13 protein-coding genes are annotated in these 18276 nt (G+C 64.5%); 5 read left to right on the top strand and 8 right to left on the bottom strand.

Annotated elements, in window-relative coordinates:
* Nucleotides 1-117: 117 nt before the first annotated feature.
* Nucleotides 118-1518 (bottom strand): zinc-ribbon domain-containing protein, encoded by a 1401-nt coding sequence (locus H6718_13300; protein ID MCB9586373.1) that lies wholly within the window; start codon nucleotides 1516-1518, stop codon nucleotides 118-120.
* Nucleotides 1519-2396: 878 nt separating this feature from the next.
* Between H6718_13300 and deoC the strand changes: the two genes are divergently transcribed.
* The 3 genes from deoC (at nucleotide 2397) to H6718_13315 (ending at nucleotide 5799) form a co-directional block, all read left to right on the top strand.
* Entirely contained in the window at nucleotides 2397-3329 is a 933-nt protein-coding gene (gene deoC, locus H6718_13305) for a deoxyribose-phosphate aldolase (GenBank protein ID MCB9586374.1), read from the top strand.
* Nucleotides 3330-3334: 5 nt separating this feature from the next.
* Nucleotides 3335-4852 carry an aldehyde dehydrogenase family protein gene (locus H6718_13310; GenBank protein MCB9586375.1) on the top strand — a complete coding sequence of 506 codons (1518 nt, stop codon included), beginning with the start codon at nucleotides 3335-3337 and terminating at the stop codon, nucleotides 4850-4852.
* A gap of 104 nt (nucleotides 4853-4956) precedes the next feature.
* Entirely contained in the window at nucleotides 4957-5799 is an 843-nt protein-coding gene (locus H6718_13315; GenBank protein MCB9586376.1) for an aldehyde dehydrogenase family protein, read from the top strand.
* A 127-nt stretch (nucleotides 5800-5926) separates the two neighbouring features.
* Here the strand turns inward: H6718_13315 and H6718_13320 are convergent, their stop codons facing one another.
* From H6718_13320 to H6718_13335, 4 genes are read right to left on the bottom strand one after another with little or no spacing between them, the layout of a single operon-like run.
* Nucleotides 5927-6475 (bottom strand): DnaJ domain-containing protein, encoded by a 549-nt coding sequence (locus H6718_13320; protein MCB9586377.1) that lies wholly within the window; start codon nucleotides 6473-6475, stop codon nucleotides 5927-5929.
* 16 nt (nucleotides 6476-6491) lie between these two features.
* The gene (locus H6718_13325) at nucleotides 6492-9776 is read right to left on the bottom strand and encodes an Hsp70 family protein (protein MCB9586378.1); all 3285 of its coding nucleotides are present in this window, start codon (nucleotides 9774-9776) and stop codon (nucleotides 6492-6494) included.
* 39 nt (nucleotides 9777-9815) lie between these two features.
* The gene (locus H6718_13330; GenBank protein ID MCB9586379.1) at nucleotides 9816-10382 is read right to left on the bottom strand and encodes a hypothetical protein; all 567 of its coding nucleotides are present in this window, start codon (nucleotides 10380-10382) and stop codon (nucleotides 9816-9818) included.
* Nucleotides 10383-10442: 60 nt separating this feature from the next.
* A complete protein-coding gene (locus tag H6718_13335; GenBank protein ID MCB9586380.1) occupies nucleotides 10443-11378 on the bottom strand; it encodes a methionyl-tRNA formyltransferase in 936 nt (311 codons plus the stop codon).
* A 453-nt stretch (nucleotides 11379-11831) separates the two neighbouring features.
* On the opposite strand from H6718_13335, the gene lon reads away from it, so the two are divergent.
* The gene (gene lon / locus H6718_13340; GenBank protein MCB9586381.1) at nucleotides 11832-14261 is read left to right on the top strand and encodes an endopeptidase La; all 2430 of its coding nucleotides are present in this window, start codon (nucleotides 11832-11834) and stop codon (nucleotides 14259-14261) included.
* Nucleotides 14262-14417: 156 nt separating this feature from the next.
* Here lon and H6718_13345 read toward each other — a convergent pair whose 3' ends face one another.
* From H6718_13345 to H6718_13355, 3 genes are all read right to left on the bottom strand, one after another.
* Nucleotides 14418-15386, bottom strand: a complete 969-nt coding sequence (locus H6718_13345; protein MCB9586382.1) for a hypothetical protein — start codon at nucleotides 15384-15386, stop codon at nucleotides 14418-14420.
* A 39-nt stretch (nucleotides 15387-15425) separates the two neighbouring features.
* Complete coding sequence (locus H6718_13350; protein MCB9586383.1) at nucleotides 15426-16184, bottom strand: DnaJ domain-containing protein; 759 nt, start codon at nucleotides 16182-16184, stop codon at nucleotides 15426-15428.
* Between the two features lie 384 nt (nucleotides 16185-16568).
* Nucleotides 16569-17630: an Rpn family recombination-promoting nuclease/putative transposase gene (locus H6718_13355; protein MCB9586384.1), complete on the bottom strand. Its 1062-nt coding sequence runs from the start codon at nucleotides 17628-17630 to the stop codon at nucleotides 16569-16571.
* A 158-nt stretch (nucleotides 17631-17788) separates the two neighbouring features.
* Between H6718_13355 and H6718_13360 the strand changes: the two genes are divergently transcribed.
* Nucleotides 17789-18211, top strand: coding sequence for a hypothetical protein (locus H6718_13360; GenBank protein MCB9586385.1), 423 nt, complete (start codon nucleotides 17789-17791; stop codon nucleotides 18209-18211).
* Nucleotides 18212-18276 lie beyond the last annotated feature (65 nt).

Raw genomic sequence — 18276 nt, forward strand, 5'->3', positions numbered from 1 at the left:
GTTCGCGGCTGACCGCGTAGTGCTGGTGGTTCGCGCGAAATGAGAGAAGCCCCGCGCTGGCGAGCGCGGGGCTTCGTTGGCACCAGTGGTTGCCGCTCGGAAATTACCGGCGCGCGATCAACCAGCGCGGCAGCGCATGGCGCACATCAGGTCGCCAGCCGGGCAGTTGCAAGGCTTCTTCGGCTTGGTCGCGGGTTTGCTGGTAGCGGCCGGCTTGCTGGTAGCGGCCGGCGTACTGGTGGTCGCCGGCTTGCTTGCGGCCGTCGAGGCGGGCTTGGGCTTGGCGGCCACTGCGCCACCTGATGCAGGCTTGGACGCCGGGGCTGCAGCGGCTGCAGCAGTTGGTTCCTCCTTCGGAGCTTCCTTCTCGGCCTCTGCAGTACCCGTCGCGGGTGCTTCGGCCGTGACCGTGGGAGTGGGCGCGGGGGCTGCCGTCTCCTCCGGCTTTGCGGTGTTCTCCGCGGTCGTCGCAGGCTGCGCAGCGGGCGCGGCAGGGGTTTCCTTGCTGCCACCGGAAGCGAACACGATGGCGCCCGCGATCACCAACGCCGCGAGCGCGATGCCGCCGCCGATGTAGATCCCGCTACGGCTCTTCGCCTGAGGTGCTGGAGCGGCGCTGGGCGCCACCGTCGGCTCCATGCCGCCACCCAGGGGAGCACCGAGGCCGAGCGGAGCTCCGAAGCCAAGCGGCGACGAACCCATCAGGGGGTTCTCTGCGGGCTTGTCCGTTGAGGACTGCGAGGTGAGCGCCTTGAGGTCGATCAGGCCCGAGTCTTCCTTCACGGAGGAATTCGATGGCCCACCGCCGCCCAACAGGCCACCACCACCGCCACCACCAGCCGGCGCCTGTTCGGCAGCCGAGGTGAGAGCGCTGAGTGAGAACAGCACGCTTGACTCGTTGCGTGCGCCAGTCGCCGCGGCTGCGGCGGGCGCTGCAGCGCGGGCCTCGTCCGGCGGTGCGCTGGTCGTGACATCCTCTTCGCTACCCGCCGAGTCGAAGCCGCCGAATAGGTCTGCAGTCCCTGCGGAAGCGGCCGCCTTGGGGCTTTCGTTCGCCCAGGGGCTGGCGCTCGCGCCGGTGTCGAAGGGGCTGCTTGGTGCGCTGACCAAGGGCGCCGACGCTGCAGGTGCAGCCGAACCGGCGTGGAGCGCGCTCACCACGCTGTCCACTTCGCCGAGCGGACGCCAGTCGTCCATTCCGTCTGCCCAGATGTACGTGTCCGCGGTGATTTCGCCGGCATTGTAAGCGGCGACCAGCTGGTCGAGGCTCATGCTGCGCTGGTCGTTGTCACCAAAGTCGACCGAGTACTCCCCGGGTGCGGGACCCGAGTCGGCATCGGAGGGAGCGTCCGCGCCATCTGGGGCGGCGTCTGCTGCGTAGACGTTCGCGGGGTCGACCTTGCCGTCGATCACGATGGTCGTCCCGCACTTTCGGCAGCGGATCTTGGCTAGTCGGTCCGCGACCTTCTCGTCGGCGATTGAGTACTTCGCGCTACAGGAGGGACAGGTGATCTTCACGTTGATCCTTCTCGTGTTTTGGGATCTGGGTGACTCCCACGATCCTAGGGCCAGCGAGCTCCGTGGGCCGGCGCGCTGAGGCGCAAGAACCGGAGCGGGTGAGACTTGAAGCTCCAAAGGACGGAGCCATTGAGACTGTGTGCGCTATGCGCGTACCAAAAAAACGACCGTTGGGGACTCTTGAAACTCCGACCGGAGCCGGCTCTGAGAGCCTTCCCATACCAACTCGAGATATTACCAGCGGGTAGTGGGTCTTTGCAGGTTACGTACGAGGATTTCTGAAGGTCTTGAGATATCTGGCGACACTTGTTGAAGTGTTGCGTTCCCCCAACACCTGCCCGGGCGCGGAGGCTGGGGCGGAGCCGCACGTTGTTGCGGCTTGGTGTGACGCGCTGAACCGTGAGGGAGCGGCCAGCTACTGGGGAGGCAGCGGATGACGAACCGGTCGAGACGGGCAGCCCAGACTCGGCGCATCGATGTCGGTCCTGGCTTGGACGAAGCGGAACCAGACGCTGGTCTTGTATCACCAATGACCCCTCATTCCATCCTGCCTGAAACCCGCCTTGGGGCCATTCAGCAGAATTTTTCCGCGAGATGTGCGGAGGGGTGGTACACCGCTCGACGCCGAACGGATTTTTCCTGCTGGAACGGCAGCGTGGGACAGGCCTAGCCCGGAACACTCATGCTTCGACCACGTCCAGCGCTTCGGCTTGGGCACGATGTGCAGATTTTTTGCGATCGTTCCCGACGCTCAGTCGAACCACCCTGGCTCGAGCCGGCGTAGTCTCAGCGCTCGCCCGGGTTTCCGGCGTTTCGTCAGTGGAGGCGGACTGGGGTGTGCACCCGGTGGACCTCCCCCCAAAAACCAAGAAAAGAACATGCAAGTCACCAAGCACGAGCAGGAAGGGCGCGGGCGCTTGCCCCAAATGATGCCGTCGCCAGCGGTCGATCGCGTGGCGGTCGAAGCGCGCGCAGCGGCCCTTGCCAAGCGCAGCATCAAAAAGCAGGCGAAGCGCCAGGGCCTGGAGCTCAGCATTTCCATGATGGATCTGACGACGCTCGAGGGGTCGGACACCCCAGGCAAGGTTCAAGCCCTTTGCCGCAAGGCATTGTTGCCAGACGCCACTCGCCCGAATCTTGGCCCCGTAGCCGCGGTGTGTGTGTACCCACAGCTGGTCGCTGTCGCCAAGCGCGCGCTGGGCGATTCTGGGGTCAATGTCGCGAGTGTTGCGACTGCATTTCCGAGCGGATTGTCTGCGCTCGACGTGCGACTCGAAGACACCAAGCGCGCCATCGGTGATGGTGCGGACGAGATCGACATGGTGATCGATCGCGGCGCCTTTCTGCGCGGAGAGTTCAACAAGGTCTCCGACGAGATCGCCGCGGTAAAGCAGGTCTGCGGCGAAGTGCACCTCAAGGTGATTCTGGAGACCGGCGAGCTCGGCTCCTACGACAATGTGCGCCACGCCAGCGATCTCGCGCTCGCCGCCGGCACGGACTTCATCAAGACTTCGACGGGCAAAATCGAGCCCGCAGCGACACCCCCGGTCACGCTGGTGATGCTGGAGGCGATCCGCGACTTCTACTACCAAACCGGGCGTCGCGCGGGCATGAAGCCTGCCGGTGGTATCCGTACGGCAAAGCAGGCGCTGCACTACTTGGTGCTGGTCAAGGAAACGTTGGGCGATGACTGGCTCACCCCGGATCTGTTCCGCCTGGGCGCAAGCTCGCTATTGAACGACGTCCTGATGCAACTATCCAAACTGGAATCCGGCGCCTACGAGGCCGCCGAGTACTTCTCCAAGGACTGAGTGAGATGACAATCAAGCTAGTCGAGCCCGAAGCATCGGGCAGCTCTCAGAACCGCCGCCACGGCGAGCGCCGCCTCAACTTTGGAGGTGTTTGGACCTACGAGCCGGCGCCGGAATCTCCCGATCACGTGCGGCTGCAGGACCGCTACGAGCTGTTCATCGACGGCAAGTGGCAGGCGCCGAAGTCCGGCAAGTATTACACGAGCATCAACCCCGCCACGGAGGCTCCGATTGCCGAGGTCGCCCACGCCGGGGAGGCTGACGTCGAGCTAGCCGTCACGGCCGCCCGAGCGGCGTTCGAAGGCGAATGGAGTAGCCTCCGGCCCATCGAGCGCGGCAAGTACTTGTTCCGCATCGCGCGAGTGCTGCAAGAGCGTGCGCGTGAGTTCGCGATCGTGGAGTCGATGGACGGCGGCAAGCCAATCAAGGAGAGCCGCGACTTCGACCTGCCTCAGGCGAGCAACTTCTTCTTCTACTGCGCGGGCTGGGCAGACAAGCTGCAGTACGCGTTCAATGGCCGCAGCGTCTCGCCGCTGGGCGTCGCCGGGCAGGTGATCCCCTGGAACTTCCCGCTGTTGATGGCCGCGTGGAAGATCGCTCCGGCGCTTGCGTGCGGAAACACAGTCGTGCTCAAGCCGGCGGAGACCACTCCGCTGACGGCGCTCTTGCTCGCAAAGGTGATTGAAGAGGCCGAGCTGCCTCCCGGCGTCGTGAACATCCTCAGCGGCTTCGGAGACACCGGCGCCGCGCTGGTGAAGCACCCGGGCATCGACAAGGTGGCTTTCACCGGCTCCACCGCGGTTGGCAAGCAGATCCAGAAGGTGCTCGCGGGCACCGGCAAGCGCATGACGATGGAGCTTGGCGGCAAGGCGGCGAACATTGTCTTCGCCGATGCGGCGCTCGATCAAGCCGTGGAAGGCATCATCAACGGGATCTACTTCAACCAAGGTCATGTGTGCTGCGCTGGGTCGCGACTGCTCGTCGAGGAGTCGATTCACGACCAGCTGATCGACAAGCTCAAGGATCGCATGCAGTCGCTGCGTCTCGGGGACCCGCTGGACAAGAACACCGACGTCGGCGCCATCAACTCCAAGGCTCAGCTCGAGCGCATCAAGCACCTGGTCGACGCTGGTGAAGCTGAAGGCGCCGAGCGCTTCAGCATCCAGTGCGATCTGCCGGAGAAGGGTTACTTCTTCCCGCCTACCGTGTTCACCGGGGTTTCTCAGTCGAGCCGCATCGCGCAGGAAGAAATCTTTGGACCGGTGCTCAGCGTGCTGACCTTCCGTACGGAAGCTGAAGCGCTAGACAAGGCCAACAACACCTTCTACGGCCTATCCGCAGGGATCTGGTCCAATAAGGGCGCGCGCCTGTTCGACATCGCCACCAAGCTCGAAGCTGGCGTGATCTGGGGCAACACCTACAACCAATTCGACGCCACGAGTCCCTTCGGCGGCTACAAAGAGAGCGGTTTCGGCCGCGAAGGCGGCCGCCACGGGTTGGCCGCGTACCTCAACATCGACTGACGGGCTTGGAGGAAGTCATGAGCGAAGAACGCAGGGATCCCACGGCTGACCGCCGTCGTCCGGGCTCCAACCCGGCGCGCATCGGTGTGAAGAAGACCTGGAAGATGTACGTCGGCGGCGCTTTCGTGCGCAGCGAATCGGGGCGGTATCTGGTGACACAAGACGGCTCAGAGAACTTCTGTCGTGCCTCCCGCAAGGACGTGCGCGACGCGGTCAAGGCAGCGCTTGGTGCTGGCTCCGGCTGGCGCAAGCGCACGGCGATGAACCGCGGTCAGATCCTGTATCGCCTCGCGGAAGTGATGGAGTCACGTCGTGGCGAGCTCGAGCAGAGCCTGACGCGGGCTGCGGCGGGTCAAAACGGGAGCACTCCGGGCGGCTCCGAGGCTGCCCAGGAGGTCGACGCGGCGATCGATCGTGTGGTCTGCTATGCCGGCTGGGCAGACAAGTTTCAGTCTCTCCTCAGCTCGAGCAACCCCGTTGCCGGGCCGCACTTTGGTTTCTCCGTGCCGGAGCCCGTCGGTGTCGTCGGCATCCTCGCGCCAGAGCGCCCAAGCCTGCTTGGGCTGATTGGCGCGGTGTGTCCGGTAGTCGTCAGTGGCAACACCTGTGTCGTTGCAGCGAGCGATCGCGACCCGCGCACGGCGGTTGCCGTCGCTGAGTGCCTCGCCACGAGTGACTTCCCAGGTGGCGTGATCAATATCCTCACGGGAACGCGAGACGAGCTGGCGGAGCCGCTCGTGCGCCACAAGGGCGTGCGCGCGGTGGACTTGTGGAACGTCGACGGCGAGCAAGCCAAGAAGCTCGAGGAGTTCGCGGCAGACAACGTCAAGCGCGTGCAGCGTCGCGTCTTCGAAGAACTCGATTGGTACGACACACGCACCGAGGGCCCGAGCTTCATCGAGAGCTTCGTGGAGATCAAAACGGTGTGGCACCCGATGGGCGCCTGACCGCTCCAAGACAGCTGCATTGCGGGGCGCTGCTCACGCCAGCGAGCGAACAAGCTCGAAGGTGTGGGGCGCCCCGTTCACGCGTCGCGTGTGTTTCTTTGGGGGAGGGGAGCGCTGGCAGGCGCCGCTAGTCGCCCATTGCGAACATCGCCAGGTCGATGGCGTCGATTCGCTCTTCGAGGTCGGGATTGTTGTTTCCGTCGTGATACAGCGCGAGCTTCAACTCGCGCTTGGCTGAGTCCATGTCGCCCGCGTTCAGGTACTCGTCAGCCCGGCTGGCGCAGAGGCGGGCGGAAGGCGTCTTGCAGATGTCTTCCAGTGTCTTGATGCCGCTGTCGCCGGTGGGTGCCGTGCGAGGGATTTCACCCGCCTCCAGGCGTAGGTGGCCCTGGGCTAGCGCCAGATCGTATTTGGAGCGCAGGCCAGGATCCATCAGCACACGGTAGGCTTCCGCGCCGCGCTTGAATACGCGCCGCACGAGGTCCAAGCGCTTTGGGTCGCCGTCCAGATGACTATCCGGATGGAAACTCAAAGCGAACTCATGAAAAGCTTGCTTGATGGAGCGCTCGTCAGCGATGTCGAGCACTCCCAGGAGCTCGTAGTAGGTGGACTCGTCGAGCACATCGCCCCACGCCTCCAAGCGTTCTATGAACTCATCTTCGTCGGGGGAATCCATTGCCGAACGCCTTCGCTCACATCGGGTGCGCTTGCTGGCGCGCCTGCAGGGCCTGGATGTCTTGGTCGGGTAGCCCCACCAAGCGGATCACGGCGCTCGTCGCTTGCCCGGTTTGAGTATCCCGCGCGGAAACGTTGAGCATGCCGTTGGTGTCCAGCGCGAAGGTGACGGCGATCGACACCTGGCCTCGAGGTGCGGGCCGTAGGCCCAGCAGCTCGAGTTCGCCTAGCAGCGTGTTGTCCTCGAAGCGCGACGACTCGCCCTGGCTCACCCGCAGGCGCACGGCGGTCTGGTTGTCCCTGGCCGTCACGAACTGGCGGGTCTCTTCGCAGGGCACGGGTGTGTTGCGTTGAATGACGCGATCGCAGTAGCCGCTCACCGTCTCGACGGTGAGGCTCAGGGGCGTGACGTCGACCAAGAGCGGGCTGCTGGGAGACGCTGCTCTGGGGGCTGGGGCTCCGAGCACGCTTGGATGCGGGGGAGCGGGCATGTCTCGAATCACAGGATCCGAGGGCGCGCCGATGCCCATCGTGGTCGCCAGGGGAGGCCGCGCCGGTGGCGCCTCAGGTTGATGGAACGGACTCTGCGCGGCCTTGGTCGTTTCCGCGAGGTTAATTGGTTGGTCCAGCTGTGCGGTGCGCCCGAGGGGGGGCGGCGCGCGGCGCGGGGACTCGAGCGCCTGGGTCTGACCAAGGCCTGGCGGCACTTCGCGCCGCACCGTCTCGCTCAACGGATCCTTTGGCGCGAGCGGCGGCAGAGCACCAGGTACGTCGGGCACTGGCAGCGCGTCTTCGAACTCGAAGCCGGCCGCGTTGGGTGGCGTCGGTGCTTGGCGCACCAGGGTGACCTCATCGGTCGACGTCGGCGCCGCGTACTGACGCAGCTCCATTGCCGTGCGGCTCTCGGCGCTCTCGAAGGGCGGGCGTGCCTGCTCCGCCGCTTCCGGAGACAGCATCAGCGTGCCTCCGAGCCCGGGCTTGGGAGCTCTAGGTTCGACGGGCAACTCGAGGGCATCCTCCAGCGCGGCGTCGGCTAGGTCGCCGAGGTCGGGCATTTGCGAAGACTCGAGCGTCGGCTTGTCGATCGGCTTCGCTGGACTCGCGCCGGGCATGATGAGCGGCAAGTTGCCGTACTTCGCCCGTAGCTCGTCGTTTGATTGCGGGACCGGTGCAGGCGCAGTGTCCGGCGCTGATGGACGTACCGGAGCGGGTGCAGTCTCTGGTGCCGACGACGCCTTGGGCGAGGAGGAGAGGGCCTGTTCAGCCAACTTGCGTGCAGCCTCGGAGCCGATGGCCTCGGTTGCCGGGACCGTCAGATCGTCATGCTCGTGGTCCGTGACACCGACCAAGGGCAGCGGCGGCGGATTGTCTTGCCAGTTGCTGTCCACCACGGAGATGCGCTCACCCTTCTCGGATGCGCGGATCGCAGCTTTTGCCTCTTCGGAGGCGGACACCATGGTCGGACCGGCGGGCACTTCGCCACCCAGTCCGCGACCGGTTGGGATACGTTGCCGTGCGGCATCAACACTCGGACCCAGGCCTTGTCCGGTTGGGATGCGTTGGCGATTTGCCGGACCCGGAGTGCCGTAGTCCCCGGTGGGCATGCGCTTGCGCGGTAGATCTGGCGGACCGAGTCCAGAACCTGTGGGCACCCGGCGCCCCTGTGCTTGTTCGGCGGCGGGGCCGAGCCCAGAGCCCGTCGGCACGCGTCGGGCTTGCTCGGCGGCAGGACCGAGTCCCGAACCAGTTGGCACGCGCCCTCGGGCACCCAGCCCACCCACGGTGCGAGGAGGAGGTGGCGGTCCACCGAGGCCCATGCCCGTCGTCTGACGGCGGCGGGTCGCGCCAGGCCCGTCCGCCGTGTGGGGCACTCCTTCTTGGGGCATGCCCTCCGGCGGCTGGATCACCATCGGCGGCTGCGTCTGGTCGCGCCGCCGGCCGGGGGGCTGCGTCTTCGGCTTCCCTGGCGTGCTGTCGTGAAGCACTCCGGGCGAGGTCTGTGCCCCGGGACGGACGCCGGGGCTGGTGCGGCGCTTGGGCAGCGGCGGCGGCTCGCTCTTGCGCCCCGAAGAGGGGATCTGCATCGTTTGCGCGAGGGCCTGACTCTTACGGGCGGCGGGCAGCGGTGGGCGCGGTATCTCCGCGCGGCGACGTTCTGCGCCAGTCAGAGCGCTGGCCTGGATCGCCGCCCCGATGGCGACTACTTCGTCCGGGCTGATGTGTTCCATCGCCTGGCGGCCGAAGAACGCCTCGACCTGTTGCTTGACCAGCGGGATCCGCGTGGAACCGCCGACGAGCAGGACCTGGTCGAAGTCCTTGGGTTCGAGGCGCGCGATGCCAAGCGCCTCACGGCAGGTGTCGAAGGTCTGCTGGATCAGCGGCGCCGCGAGATCTTCGAACTCACGGCGTGTCATCGAGAAATCCAGGTTCAGCGCGCGCCCGCCGGGACCGTGGGCCACCTCTTCGACGCTGACCGCCGCGCGAGGCTGCCCCGAGAGGTCGATCTTTAGCTGCTCCGCGGCCGCCCGCAGGCGCTCGAAGCCTTGGGGATTGTCTCGAGGATCCAGGCGGTGCTTGGCGAGGAATGCATCGGCCATGCGCTCCGCCAGGGCCAGATCGACGTCGTCTCCGCCAAGGAATGTGTTGCCAGCGGTCGCCAACACCTCGAACACGTTGCCGGACAGATCGAGCAGGGTGACGTCGAACGTGCCTCCGCCGAAGTCGTAGATGGCGATGCGCTCGGTGCTGCCCTTACCGTATCCGTAGGCGAGCGCGGCGGCAGTCGGCTCGTTCAGGATGCGCAGCACCTCGAGGCCAGCAACGCGCCCCGCAACCTTGGTCGCAGCACGCTGCAAGTCGTTGAAGTTCGCAGGCACGGTGATCACGGCGCGTTCGACCGGCTCGCCGAGGGCCTCTTCTGCGATCGCCTTGGCTTTGCGCAGCACGAAGGCGCTGATTTCGGGCAGCGTGTAGGTCTCGCCGCGCGCTACTACGAGTGCAGCCTGACCCGGGCCCTCGCGCATCTCGAAGGGGAAACGGGCGCGTGCCTTCTTGACCTCTTCGCTCTCCCAAGAGCGGCCGATCAGGCGCTTCACCGAGTAGATGGTGTTGGCCGCGTCCATGAGCCGGCGCTCTTTCGCCTGCTTGCCCACGAGCACGTTTCCGCCGGGATGAAACGACACCACTGACGGGATCAGCCGGTCCCCGCTGCCATCGGAGATGGCTTTGGCCTGGCCATCTTGGACCACACCGATCACGGTGTTCGTGGTTCCAAGATCGATGCCTACGACAGGTCCACTCACCGGCGATACTCCTTCAGGAGCCGAGGTCTGCTGTGCTCCTCAGCGTTCGCGACTCTCATCGGCCTTTTCCAACTCATCCAGAACTTGGTCGTACCACTGTCCTACGCGGCGCGGAAATGGCCACATCCACCCGTATGCCGGACCCGTGAAGCGGCCAACTATTTTGCGCTTGAGTTCGGGGTCTCGTGCGCTGCCAGCGCCGTAGACTTCGTAGGTCGCGCGTAGGGTTTCCGCGTACGCTTCCCACTCGATTCGCGCTCTTCCGTAAGCCAGACCGAGTGGCAAGAAGGGCAGCAGATAGAGAAACGTCATACCCGGCCCGGTGTAACGCCGCCGCTGGCGGAGGTGCACCCGCTCGTGGCGCAGGAGCACGACCTTGGCCTCGGACGTCATCTGCTCCCAACCTGGAGGGGTGTAGAGCGTGTCGCCCAAGACGGTGAAGTACTCCGTCATGTACGTTTTCTGACCGCCCAGCGTCAGCAGCTTGAGCGCCCGATCGATGGCGAGGTTCAGCGAGCTTCCAGCTTTGGGAACGATGCGAAACGCGGGGAACTCCTCGCGCATCTCCTCGATCAACCGGTCTGCCGTGCTGGCCCCCTCAGTCACTGGACTCCTCGGAACAAAGCTTAGCGCACTGGGCTGCCCCACTTGCAATCAAGTAGGAGACTAGGTTCCGAGGTGAGCGCCCAACGTGAGCACTCGACCGTTGACCAGATCAACGGCACCGAGCGCCTTGCGACCTTCTAGTTGCCCTCGCGTCAGCTCGATCGCGCCCTTTCCGCAGGCGATGACGAGACCTGATTTGTCCGCGATCACCACCTCGCCCGGGGCTCCGCTTGGGCAGTCCGCCGCGCACACACGCGCCTCTTGAAGCTTGAGTGTCTTGCCCTGAAGTGTCGTGCGCGCGCACGGGTTGGGAGATAAGCCACGCACCCAGTTGACGATTCGCTCCGCGTCCCAAACCCAATCGACCAGCAAATCGGCCTTCTCGAGCGGGGGCGCATGGGTTGCGCGCTCTGCATCCTGAGGCACTGCCGCGATCTCACCAGCGACGACGCGCGGTAGATCCTCGCGCACCATTTCGGCCGCTGTCGCCGCCATACGCTCTGCGAGCTCGCCCGCTGTTTCGGCCGCGGCGATAGCGAGCGCACGGGTGCAGTACACCGCGCCGGTGTCGAGGCCGGAGTCCATCTGCATCAGTGAAATCCCAGACTCCGTTTCGCCGTTCATGATCGCCCAGTTGATCGGCGCTGCGCCGCGATAGCGCGGCAGCAGGGACGCATGCAGGTTGATGCAGCCGAGCCGTGGCGCCGCCAGCACCGCGTCCGGCAAGATGCGCCCGTACGCCAGCACCACGGCGACGTCGACCTGACGCTCAGCGAGCCACTCATGCAGATTACCCGTCTTCACCTTGACGGGCTGATGCACCTCGAGGCCCAGCTCGAGCGCGGCTTGTTTCACCGCGGGAGCCGTCAACTTCATTCCGCGCCCTGCCGGACGATCCGGCTGGCAGACCACGCCGACCAGCTCCGTCGTCTCAGCCAGCGCTTTCAGTGCAGGCACCGCAATTGGTGGCGTCCCGAAAAACACACTTCGCGTCACGCGGCATGTTTACTCGCTATGTGTGCGTTCGTGCGCGACTTTTCTCGTTGGGGTTGGGGGAGAGGTGCGCCGCTCGAGTCGCGCAGCCGCCACCGGGACGGCCTCGAGGCAGCCGAAAGTGCCGCTTGAAGAGTGGTGATCCATATCTGCCTCACCCCCAAACTCCATGGCACCGGCGTCGGCATCACGGACCAGGCCAAACGCCTTAATTCGCGCGCCGAGTCAGCGGGGATAAGTGCGTTTTCGCAGCTTTCGTCGGTGTGCGCGGTGGCGCGTGCCAGTCGCAGCCTTAGCTTGATTTGATCCCGCGAACGCGTGAAAACGCGGTCAGGGTGGCCGTCTGACTGTTCAAGCCAGAAAGATCTTCGAAGCAACGCTTCACCGAAATCAAACGCCGGCGCAGAGCACGGCATCGAGTCAGTCGGGACATCCAGGAGTAAGGACTCACCACTTATGAGCGACGAGAAAACGCCCGCACCTCCTACAGAAGAGGAAATTCAGTTCGGAGACGAGCTCGCCGTGTTGCCCATCCGCAACGCGGTGTTGTTCCCAGGCGCGGTGGCGCCCTTCGACGTCGGCCGCGAGAAGTCGGTCGCGTTGGTCGAGGACGTTCACAACCTACCGTCTCCCGTGATCGCGATCTTCGCCCAGCGCGATCCCTCGACCGACGACCCGTCAGTGGAGGACTTGTACCCCGTCGGTTGTGCTGCTCGGGTGTTGAAGGCGCTGAAGCACAGCTCGGGCAATTACTCGCTGATCCTCCAGGGCCTGACGCGTATTCGCCTCGACGGCATGCTGCAGCAGGACCCGTACCTGCGCGCCAAGGTGACGCGCATCGAGGGGCCGGCCACGGAAGACGTGGAGGCCGAGGCGCTTGCGATGAGCCTGCGCGATGTCGCAAAGCAAGTGATCCAGCTGATGCCGGAGCTGCCACGCGAGGCCGGTTCGCTGATCGACTCCATCCAGGCGCCTGGGGCGCTGGCCGACTTGGTCGCTGCCAACCTGGACGCGCCGGTGGAAGAGAAGGCGCAGCTCATCGAGACCGTCGAGGTCAAGGAGCGTATCCGCAAGGTACTGCGCCTGCTCACCCGCCAGCTCGAGATCCTCAAGATGCGTGAGCGCATCAACTCCCAGATCAAGGAGGAGATGGGCAAGAACCAGCGCGAGTACGTGCTGCGTCAACAGCTCAAGGCGATCAAGGAAGAGCTGGGTGAAGACGACGGCGACCAAGGCGACTTGGACGGCCTGGAAGACCGCATCGCCAAGGCGGATCTGCCGAGCGAGGCGGACAGCGTCGCGAAGAAGCAGCTCAAGCGCCTGCGCACCATGCAGGTGGGCAGCGCCGAGTACACCGTCGTGCGCACCTACCTCGACTGGATCCTGGATCTGCCGTGGAAGAACCAGACCCAGGACATCATGGACATCGCCAAGGTCCGTGAGGTGCTGGACGAGGACCACTACGGCCTCGAGAAGGTCAAGAAGCGCATCGTCGAGTACCTCGCCGTGCGCAAGCTCAAGACCGACAAGAAGGGCCCCATCCTGTGTCTGCTTGGTCCGCCTGGCGTCGGTAAGACGAGCCTCGGGCGCAGCATCGCTCGGGCGCTGGGACGCAAGTTCGTGCGCATCAGCCTCGGCGGCGTGCACGACGAGGCGGCCATTCGTGGTCACCGCCGCACGTACGTCGGCGCGCTCCCGGGTCAGATCATCCAGGGCATGAAGAAGTCCGGCACCATCAACCCCGTCTTCATGATGGATGAGGTGGACAAGATCGGTCATGACTTCCGTGGGGATCCGTCAGCGGCACTGCTCGAGGTGCTCGACCCGGAGCAGAACAACGCCTTCGCCGATCACTACCTGGAGATCCCGTACGACCTCTCCAGCGTGATGTTCGTCGCCACGGCCAACGTCGCCGACCCCATCCCGCCTCCGCTCCGCGATCGTATGGAGATCCTCGAGATCCCCGGCTACACGCGGCGCGAGAAGCTCGCCATCGCGCGGCAACACCTGATCCCGAAGCAGCTTGAGGAGCACGGCCTCAAGAAAGAGCAGCTCGAGATCACCGACGAAGCCGTCGAGGAGATCATCGAGCACTACACCCGGGAAGCCGGTGTGCGTAGCCTCGAGCGCCAAGTGGCGAGCGTCATCCGTGGCGTGGCCGTGAAGGTCGCAGAGGGCGACGACCAGCCGCGCAAGGTGTCGACGGAAGACGACCTCCGCGAGTACTTGGGACCCATCAAGTACACGAGCGAAGTCGCCGAGCGCACCGAGGAGACGGGCGTCGTGACGGGCCTCGCCTGGACCAGCGTCGGTGGTGAAATCCTGTTCGTGGAAGCCACGCGCATGTACGGCACCGGTAAGCTCCAGCTCACCGGTCAGCTGGGCGACGTGATGAAGGAGAGCGCCCACGCCGCGCTTTCCTACTTGCGCACCAACGCCGAGAAGTACGGCATCCCGCGCGACTTCATGGACAAGTCGGACATCCACATCCACATCCCCGCGGGCGCCATGCCCAAGGACGGCCCGAGCGCCGGCGTGACCATGTTCACGGCGCTCGTCAGCCTGCTCACCGGGATCCGCGTGCGCCACGACGTCGCCATGACCGGCGAAATCAGCCTGCGCGGGCGCGTGCTGCCCATCGGCGGCCTCAAGGAGAAGACCCTTGCGGCTCACCGCGCCGGCATCAAGCGTGTGATCCTCCCGGAAAGGAACAAGGCGGACCTCGAAGAGGTGCCTCGCGAGGTGCGCGACGACCTGGAGTTCGTCCCGGTGCACAAGCTCGACGAGGTGCTGGAAGCGGCGCTCGAGCGCATGCCCGAGCCGAGCCAGGCGTACCTGGACGAGATCGCCAAGAAGGAAGCGGAAGCTCAGGCTCCCACGAACTGAGCGATTGACAGGGTAGGGAGGCAGGATTGGCTGCCTCCCCCCAAGCCTGGGCGAGCCCAGGCTTGCCCCCTCCTTAGCTGGACGCGACTCGCTTCGCTCACGCGCCAGCTGGAGGGGGTTTCGCTTTTTTGTGGCTTCTGGGACCTTCGTGGTCGCTTAGCCGTGAGGAAATGGGAGCTCGTGAATTGCACGAACAACCTGAGTGAGCTGGCCGTTCCTGAACACCTTTGGGATTCGGGGTCCGGTGATGTCACCGAGGGCTCTTTGGATGCCCGCAAGAACGTTTCGATCGCACGTTGCCACATCCACGTAGGGAAAGTGCATCACGTGCAATGCGTCGACGATGTCGCTTTGTGTCGTACGCCGCTTCGGATCTGCCGCGCGATGAAGCGACAGCTGGAAAGCGAGATGGGTTCCCGGTGAGAATATGCCCAGGAGCGGGCTGTTAACTGGAATCTTGTTTGCGAGTCGCCGGCGAAGGTCCGGGTCTTCCAACAACGGGCGTACGCTCGCAACGAACTCGGCTACAGGTGCGAGCGCCGCTGACAGGCGTTGTTCCTCGTCTGGCGTGAGCGCAGTGCCGGAGGCATCGGCGCTTGCGGCCACGATTCGCGACGGGTCACTCGGGTCGCCGTTTCGTGCCAGAGCTTCGAGGGCGTCTCGATAGAGTTCCGCGTGCCGGGCGGGCACCCTGGACATCGGTGCCTGATGCTTCTTTGCTCGCGCGTTGACGATCGCCTCATGAATCTGCGCAAACCCAGCGTCCAAGGAGTCTAGGTGAGACCGCGCAGCGGGTGACATGAGGACTTCGCGAATGTTCGAGACGAACTGAATCTCGATATCCGTGTCGGGAATGAGGGTGGGCTCGATGTCGTGGGGCGCCTTGGTGACCAAAGCTCGTATTTCGAACTGCTCAAGCGTATCCGCGAGTCGGGGGACTGCCGTCGTATCTCCTTGCGGTAATGCTTCAAGCATGTGCTCGACGCTGATCAGAAGCACTACGTAGCGCTTCCTTACCGTGGTCAGGAGTTCGCGAACCAGACCGGAATCCACGCGACTCTGCGAGATGTGGATGAGTTCGGCACTGTCGAGAAACAGGCGTGGCCACTTTTCAAAGTCAGTCATCTCAAGTTGTCCGGGTTTGCGGTGCCCGAACTCCATAAACTATCGATAGTCGCAGTATTCGACATACCGGGAGGGAAGGTAGCCGGTAGTCCCATCTGGGGCCTCCACGGCGCAAAAGGCGCCCGAATCTTCGCTGCCGGGGTGACACTCCCGTTCATCGTCGACCGAGAACTTGGTTCCCTCTGGATACGCAGAGCCGGTCTTGTAGGCAGGGGCAGGGAGGCTTCTAAGATACACACCTTCGCCCTGGGTGTTGGCAACACAGACTTCTGACGGATTGGACCACGCTTGCTTCTTTGCCTGCGGGTTGGTTGCAAGGGTCGGCTTCGGGTCCGGCTCATCCATGAAATAGAAGCAGCCACGAACTACCAAGCCGATGGCCACGAGAGTCGCAACGCCGATGGCCTTGAGGCATCCGTCGACGGAGAAGCCTTGATTTCTCGGACTGGGAAGCTGCTGCGGGTAGGCGTACTGATAGTAGGGGTGCGGACTAGCGTCAGGCTGCCGGGCCGCAGGGTTCGACTCGGGACTTTCGTTAGGCGCGCAGTGTCTGCGGTCGTAGTCTGCGCGTTTCTGCGGATCCATTAGGACTTCAAAAGCTCGATTGAGTTCCTTGAGCCGCTGCTGGGCGTCCGCGACCGAAGTCTCTGCGGGGTGATACTTCCGGGCGAGGCGGTTGTACGCGGCGACAATCACCTCCGGTTCGGCGGTCCGGCTGACTTGCAGGATCTCGTACAGGTCCTCGTCGTGCACAGCACCCTTCAGAATACCAGCATCAGAAGGGCACTGGTTACGCATCCGCAGGGTTGCGAAATTTCGGGTGAATCCCCCCTCCGCCCGCGCGCGCGAGCGGAAGCGAGTCGGGCCGGCGCCGGGAGGGGGCGGCGCAGCGAGGTGGGGTGTGGTGCTGCGCAGCGTTTGAGCGAGCCGGGGGGAGGCAGCCCAAGAGGTGCTGGAAGCGGCGCTCGAGCGCATGCCCGAGCCGAGCCAGGCGTACCTGGACGAGATCGCCAAGAAGGAAGCGGAAGCTCAGGCGCCCACGAACTGAGGCGATTGACAGGGCAGGGAGGTAGGATTGGCTGCCTCCCCCCAAGCCTGGGCGAGCCCAGGCTTGCCCCCTCCTTAGCTGGACGCGACTCGCTTCGCTCACGCGCCAGCTGGAGGGGGTTTCGCTTTTTGTAGTCAGCCCAAGGCGTCTCTGAGCGACGTTGCCACGAGGATGCGGGAACTCAGTTCGTCTAGTGCCAGCGCATCTGCCTTGCGCAGGCGCTGCACGGCCCAGCGCGGGAGTGGACCAAAGCGCTGCTCCAGGAGTTCGCGCAGCACACGCTCGCGTCCTTTTGCTTCGCCCTCTGCGCGTCCTTTTGCTTCGCCCTCTGCGCGTCCTTTTGCTTCGCCCTCTGCGCGTCCGCGGGCGAACCATTCTTCGGCGGCGCTGACGAACGTTTCTTCCATCTCCGGGGCCTCCGCTTGGATTCTGCCACGAAGTCTCTCTCGGGTCATTTCGGGATGTAGGGCCATGAAGTACTCGATCAGCAAGAGGAACGCCGTGCGCTCTCGGGTGTGGAGACGGCGAAGTTCAGGTAGCCAGAGTGGCCACGCCTTGATGAAACGGGGGTAGCTCCGTGCGTCGCGCATCCAACACAGCGTGAGCAGGGCCACGCGGGTGAGCTTCCTACGTAGGATTTGTTGCACGCTGCTGGCCGAGAGGTCATCCAGCAGAATGCTCAGCTGCGCGATGTGAGGGGCGAGTTCCGGAAAACTGTCCAGCTCGCGGCGGAACAAGCTGTGGGCGTCGGTGGCATGAGGCCATTCACCCTCCGCGTTGCTTACAACGATTGGGAGCACCACCGGTACGCGCTGCTTGTCCTTTGCGAGGGAGAGCTGGGCGGACGCGACATAGCGCTGCATGCGAAGCGTCATGAGCGGGTCTGGGGTGCTCTGATGCTCCACCAGAATATATAGACCGAGGCGATCAACCGATCCTTCGAGCCGCGCGGAAAAGAGCAAGTCGGAAGCACTCGGTCGTAGCTTTCGATCGACGAAGCTGCCCGGTTCGAGTCGCAGTGTCTTCCAGTTCAGCGCGCGAACGAGGGCGCTTGGAAGCAGGTAACGGATCTCACCTGCCGCATGTCGCGGGTTGGAGAACACCGCTTTGAAGAGCTGATCGTGAGGAGTCGTAGCGCGGGCGTCAGCTTGCGCGGTCTGTCGCTTTCCCTTCTTCTTGTGACCGCGAGCGCGCACTCAGCCGTTGTCGGCGACCCGCCAGCTCAGTTGCGCTGCGTGATGAACGCGGCGCGCGAAATGCTGAAAGCCGGAGTGTGTTGCTACGTGGAGACACTTGTTGGCTCGTTTTCGGCTCGCGTTCGTGCAGCACCGCGTAGCCGCGCTAAAGCGCGCCCATGCACACGAGACTTACCTCGCGAATCCTGACCCGTTTCTCCTTCCTTTCGCTTTCCATGACGGCGCTTGCCTGCGGACGGCCCTGCGAGCAGGGCCCTGGTCAACGCTCGGATTTCGCTCACACCCTTCCCATCGACATCAGCCAGGACACCGTTTGCTCCGCGCACGCTGACGACATCAGCCTCGAGTTTTGGGGGGGCGAAGAGGCGCAGCAGAAGCGCGAACTTCAGATCCGCCTAGCGTTCGTCAGCGCGGGTTACACCGAGCTGAGAACCAGCAAGACCGGTAAGCTCACTTCCACCACCTACTCGAATGAGAAGCACTCGGTGCTGGTCTCGTTGTCTCCGGACGAATCGAAGAGCGTGCGCAAGGCCACGGAGCTGAATATCTGGGTGACCCCAAAGCGTCAGCCCACCGAGTGAGCCTTGCAGGACTGGTTGCCTCCCCACCAGTCCGTCTCAGCGGTGCTTGGTTGCCGCCAAACGCC

This window comes from Polyangiaceae bacterium (assembly GCA_020633205.1).
Lineage (GTDB): Bacteria > Myxococcota_A > Polyangia > Polyangiales > Polyangiaceae > JAHBVY01.

What these genes read in the sequence shown, in the direction of transcription:
- deoC (MCB9586374.1), top strand. Translation starts at nt 2,397, where the DNA reads ATGCAAGTCACCAAGCACGAGCAGGAAGGGCGCGGGCGCTTGCCCCAA.
- H6718_13310 (MCB9586375.1), top strand. Translation starts at nt 3,335, where the DNA reads ATGACAATCAAGCTAGTCGAGCCCGAAGCATCGGGCAGCTCTCAGAAC.
- H6718_13315 (MCB9586376.1), top strand. Translation starts at nt 4,957, where the DNA reads ATGTACGTCGGCGGCGCTTTCGTGCGCAGCGAATCGGGGCGGTATCTG.
- H6718_13320 (MCB9586377.1), bottom strand. Translation starts at nt 6,475, where the DNA reads ATGGATTCCCCCGACGAAGATGAGTTCATAGAACGCTTGGAGGCGTGG.
- lon (MCB9586381.1), top strand. Translation starts at nt 11,832, where the DNA reads ATGAGCGACGAGAAAACGCCCGCACCTCCTACAGAAGAGGAAATTCAG.
- H6718_13345 (MCB9586382.1), bottom strand. Translation starts at nt 15,386, where the DNA reads ATGACTGACTTTGAAAAGTGGCCACGCCTGTTTCTCGACAGTGCCGAA.
- H6718_13350 (MCB9586383.1), bottom strand. Translation starts at nt 16,184, where the DNA reads ATGCGTAACCAGTGCCCTTCTGATGCTGGTATTCTGAAGGGTGCTGTG.
- H6718_13360 (MCB9586385.1), top strand. Translation starts at nt 17,789, where the DNA reads ATGCACACGAGACTTACCTCGCGAATCCTGACCCGTTTCTCCTTCCTT.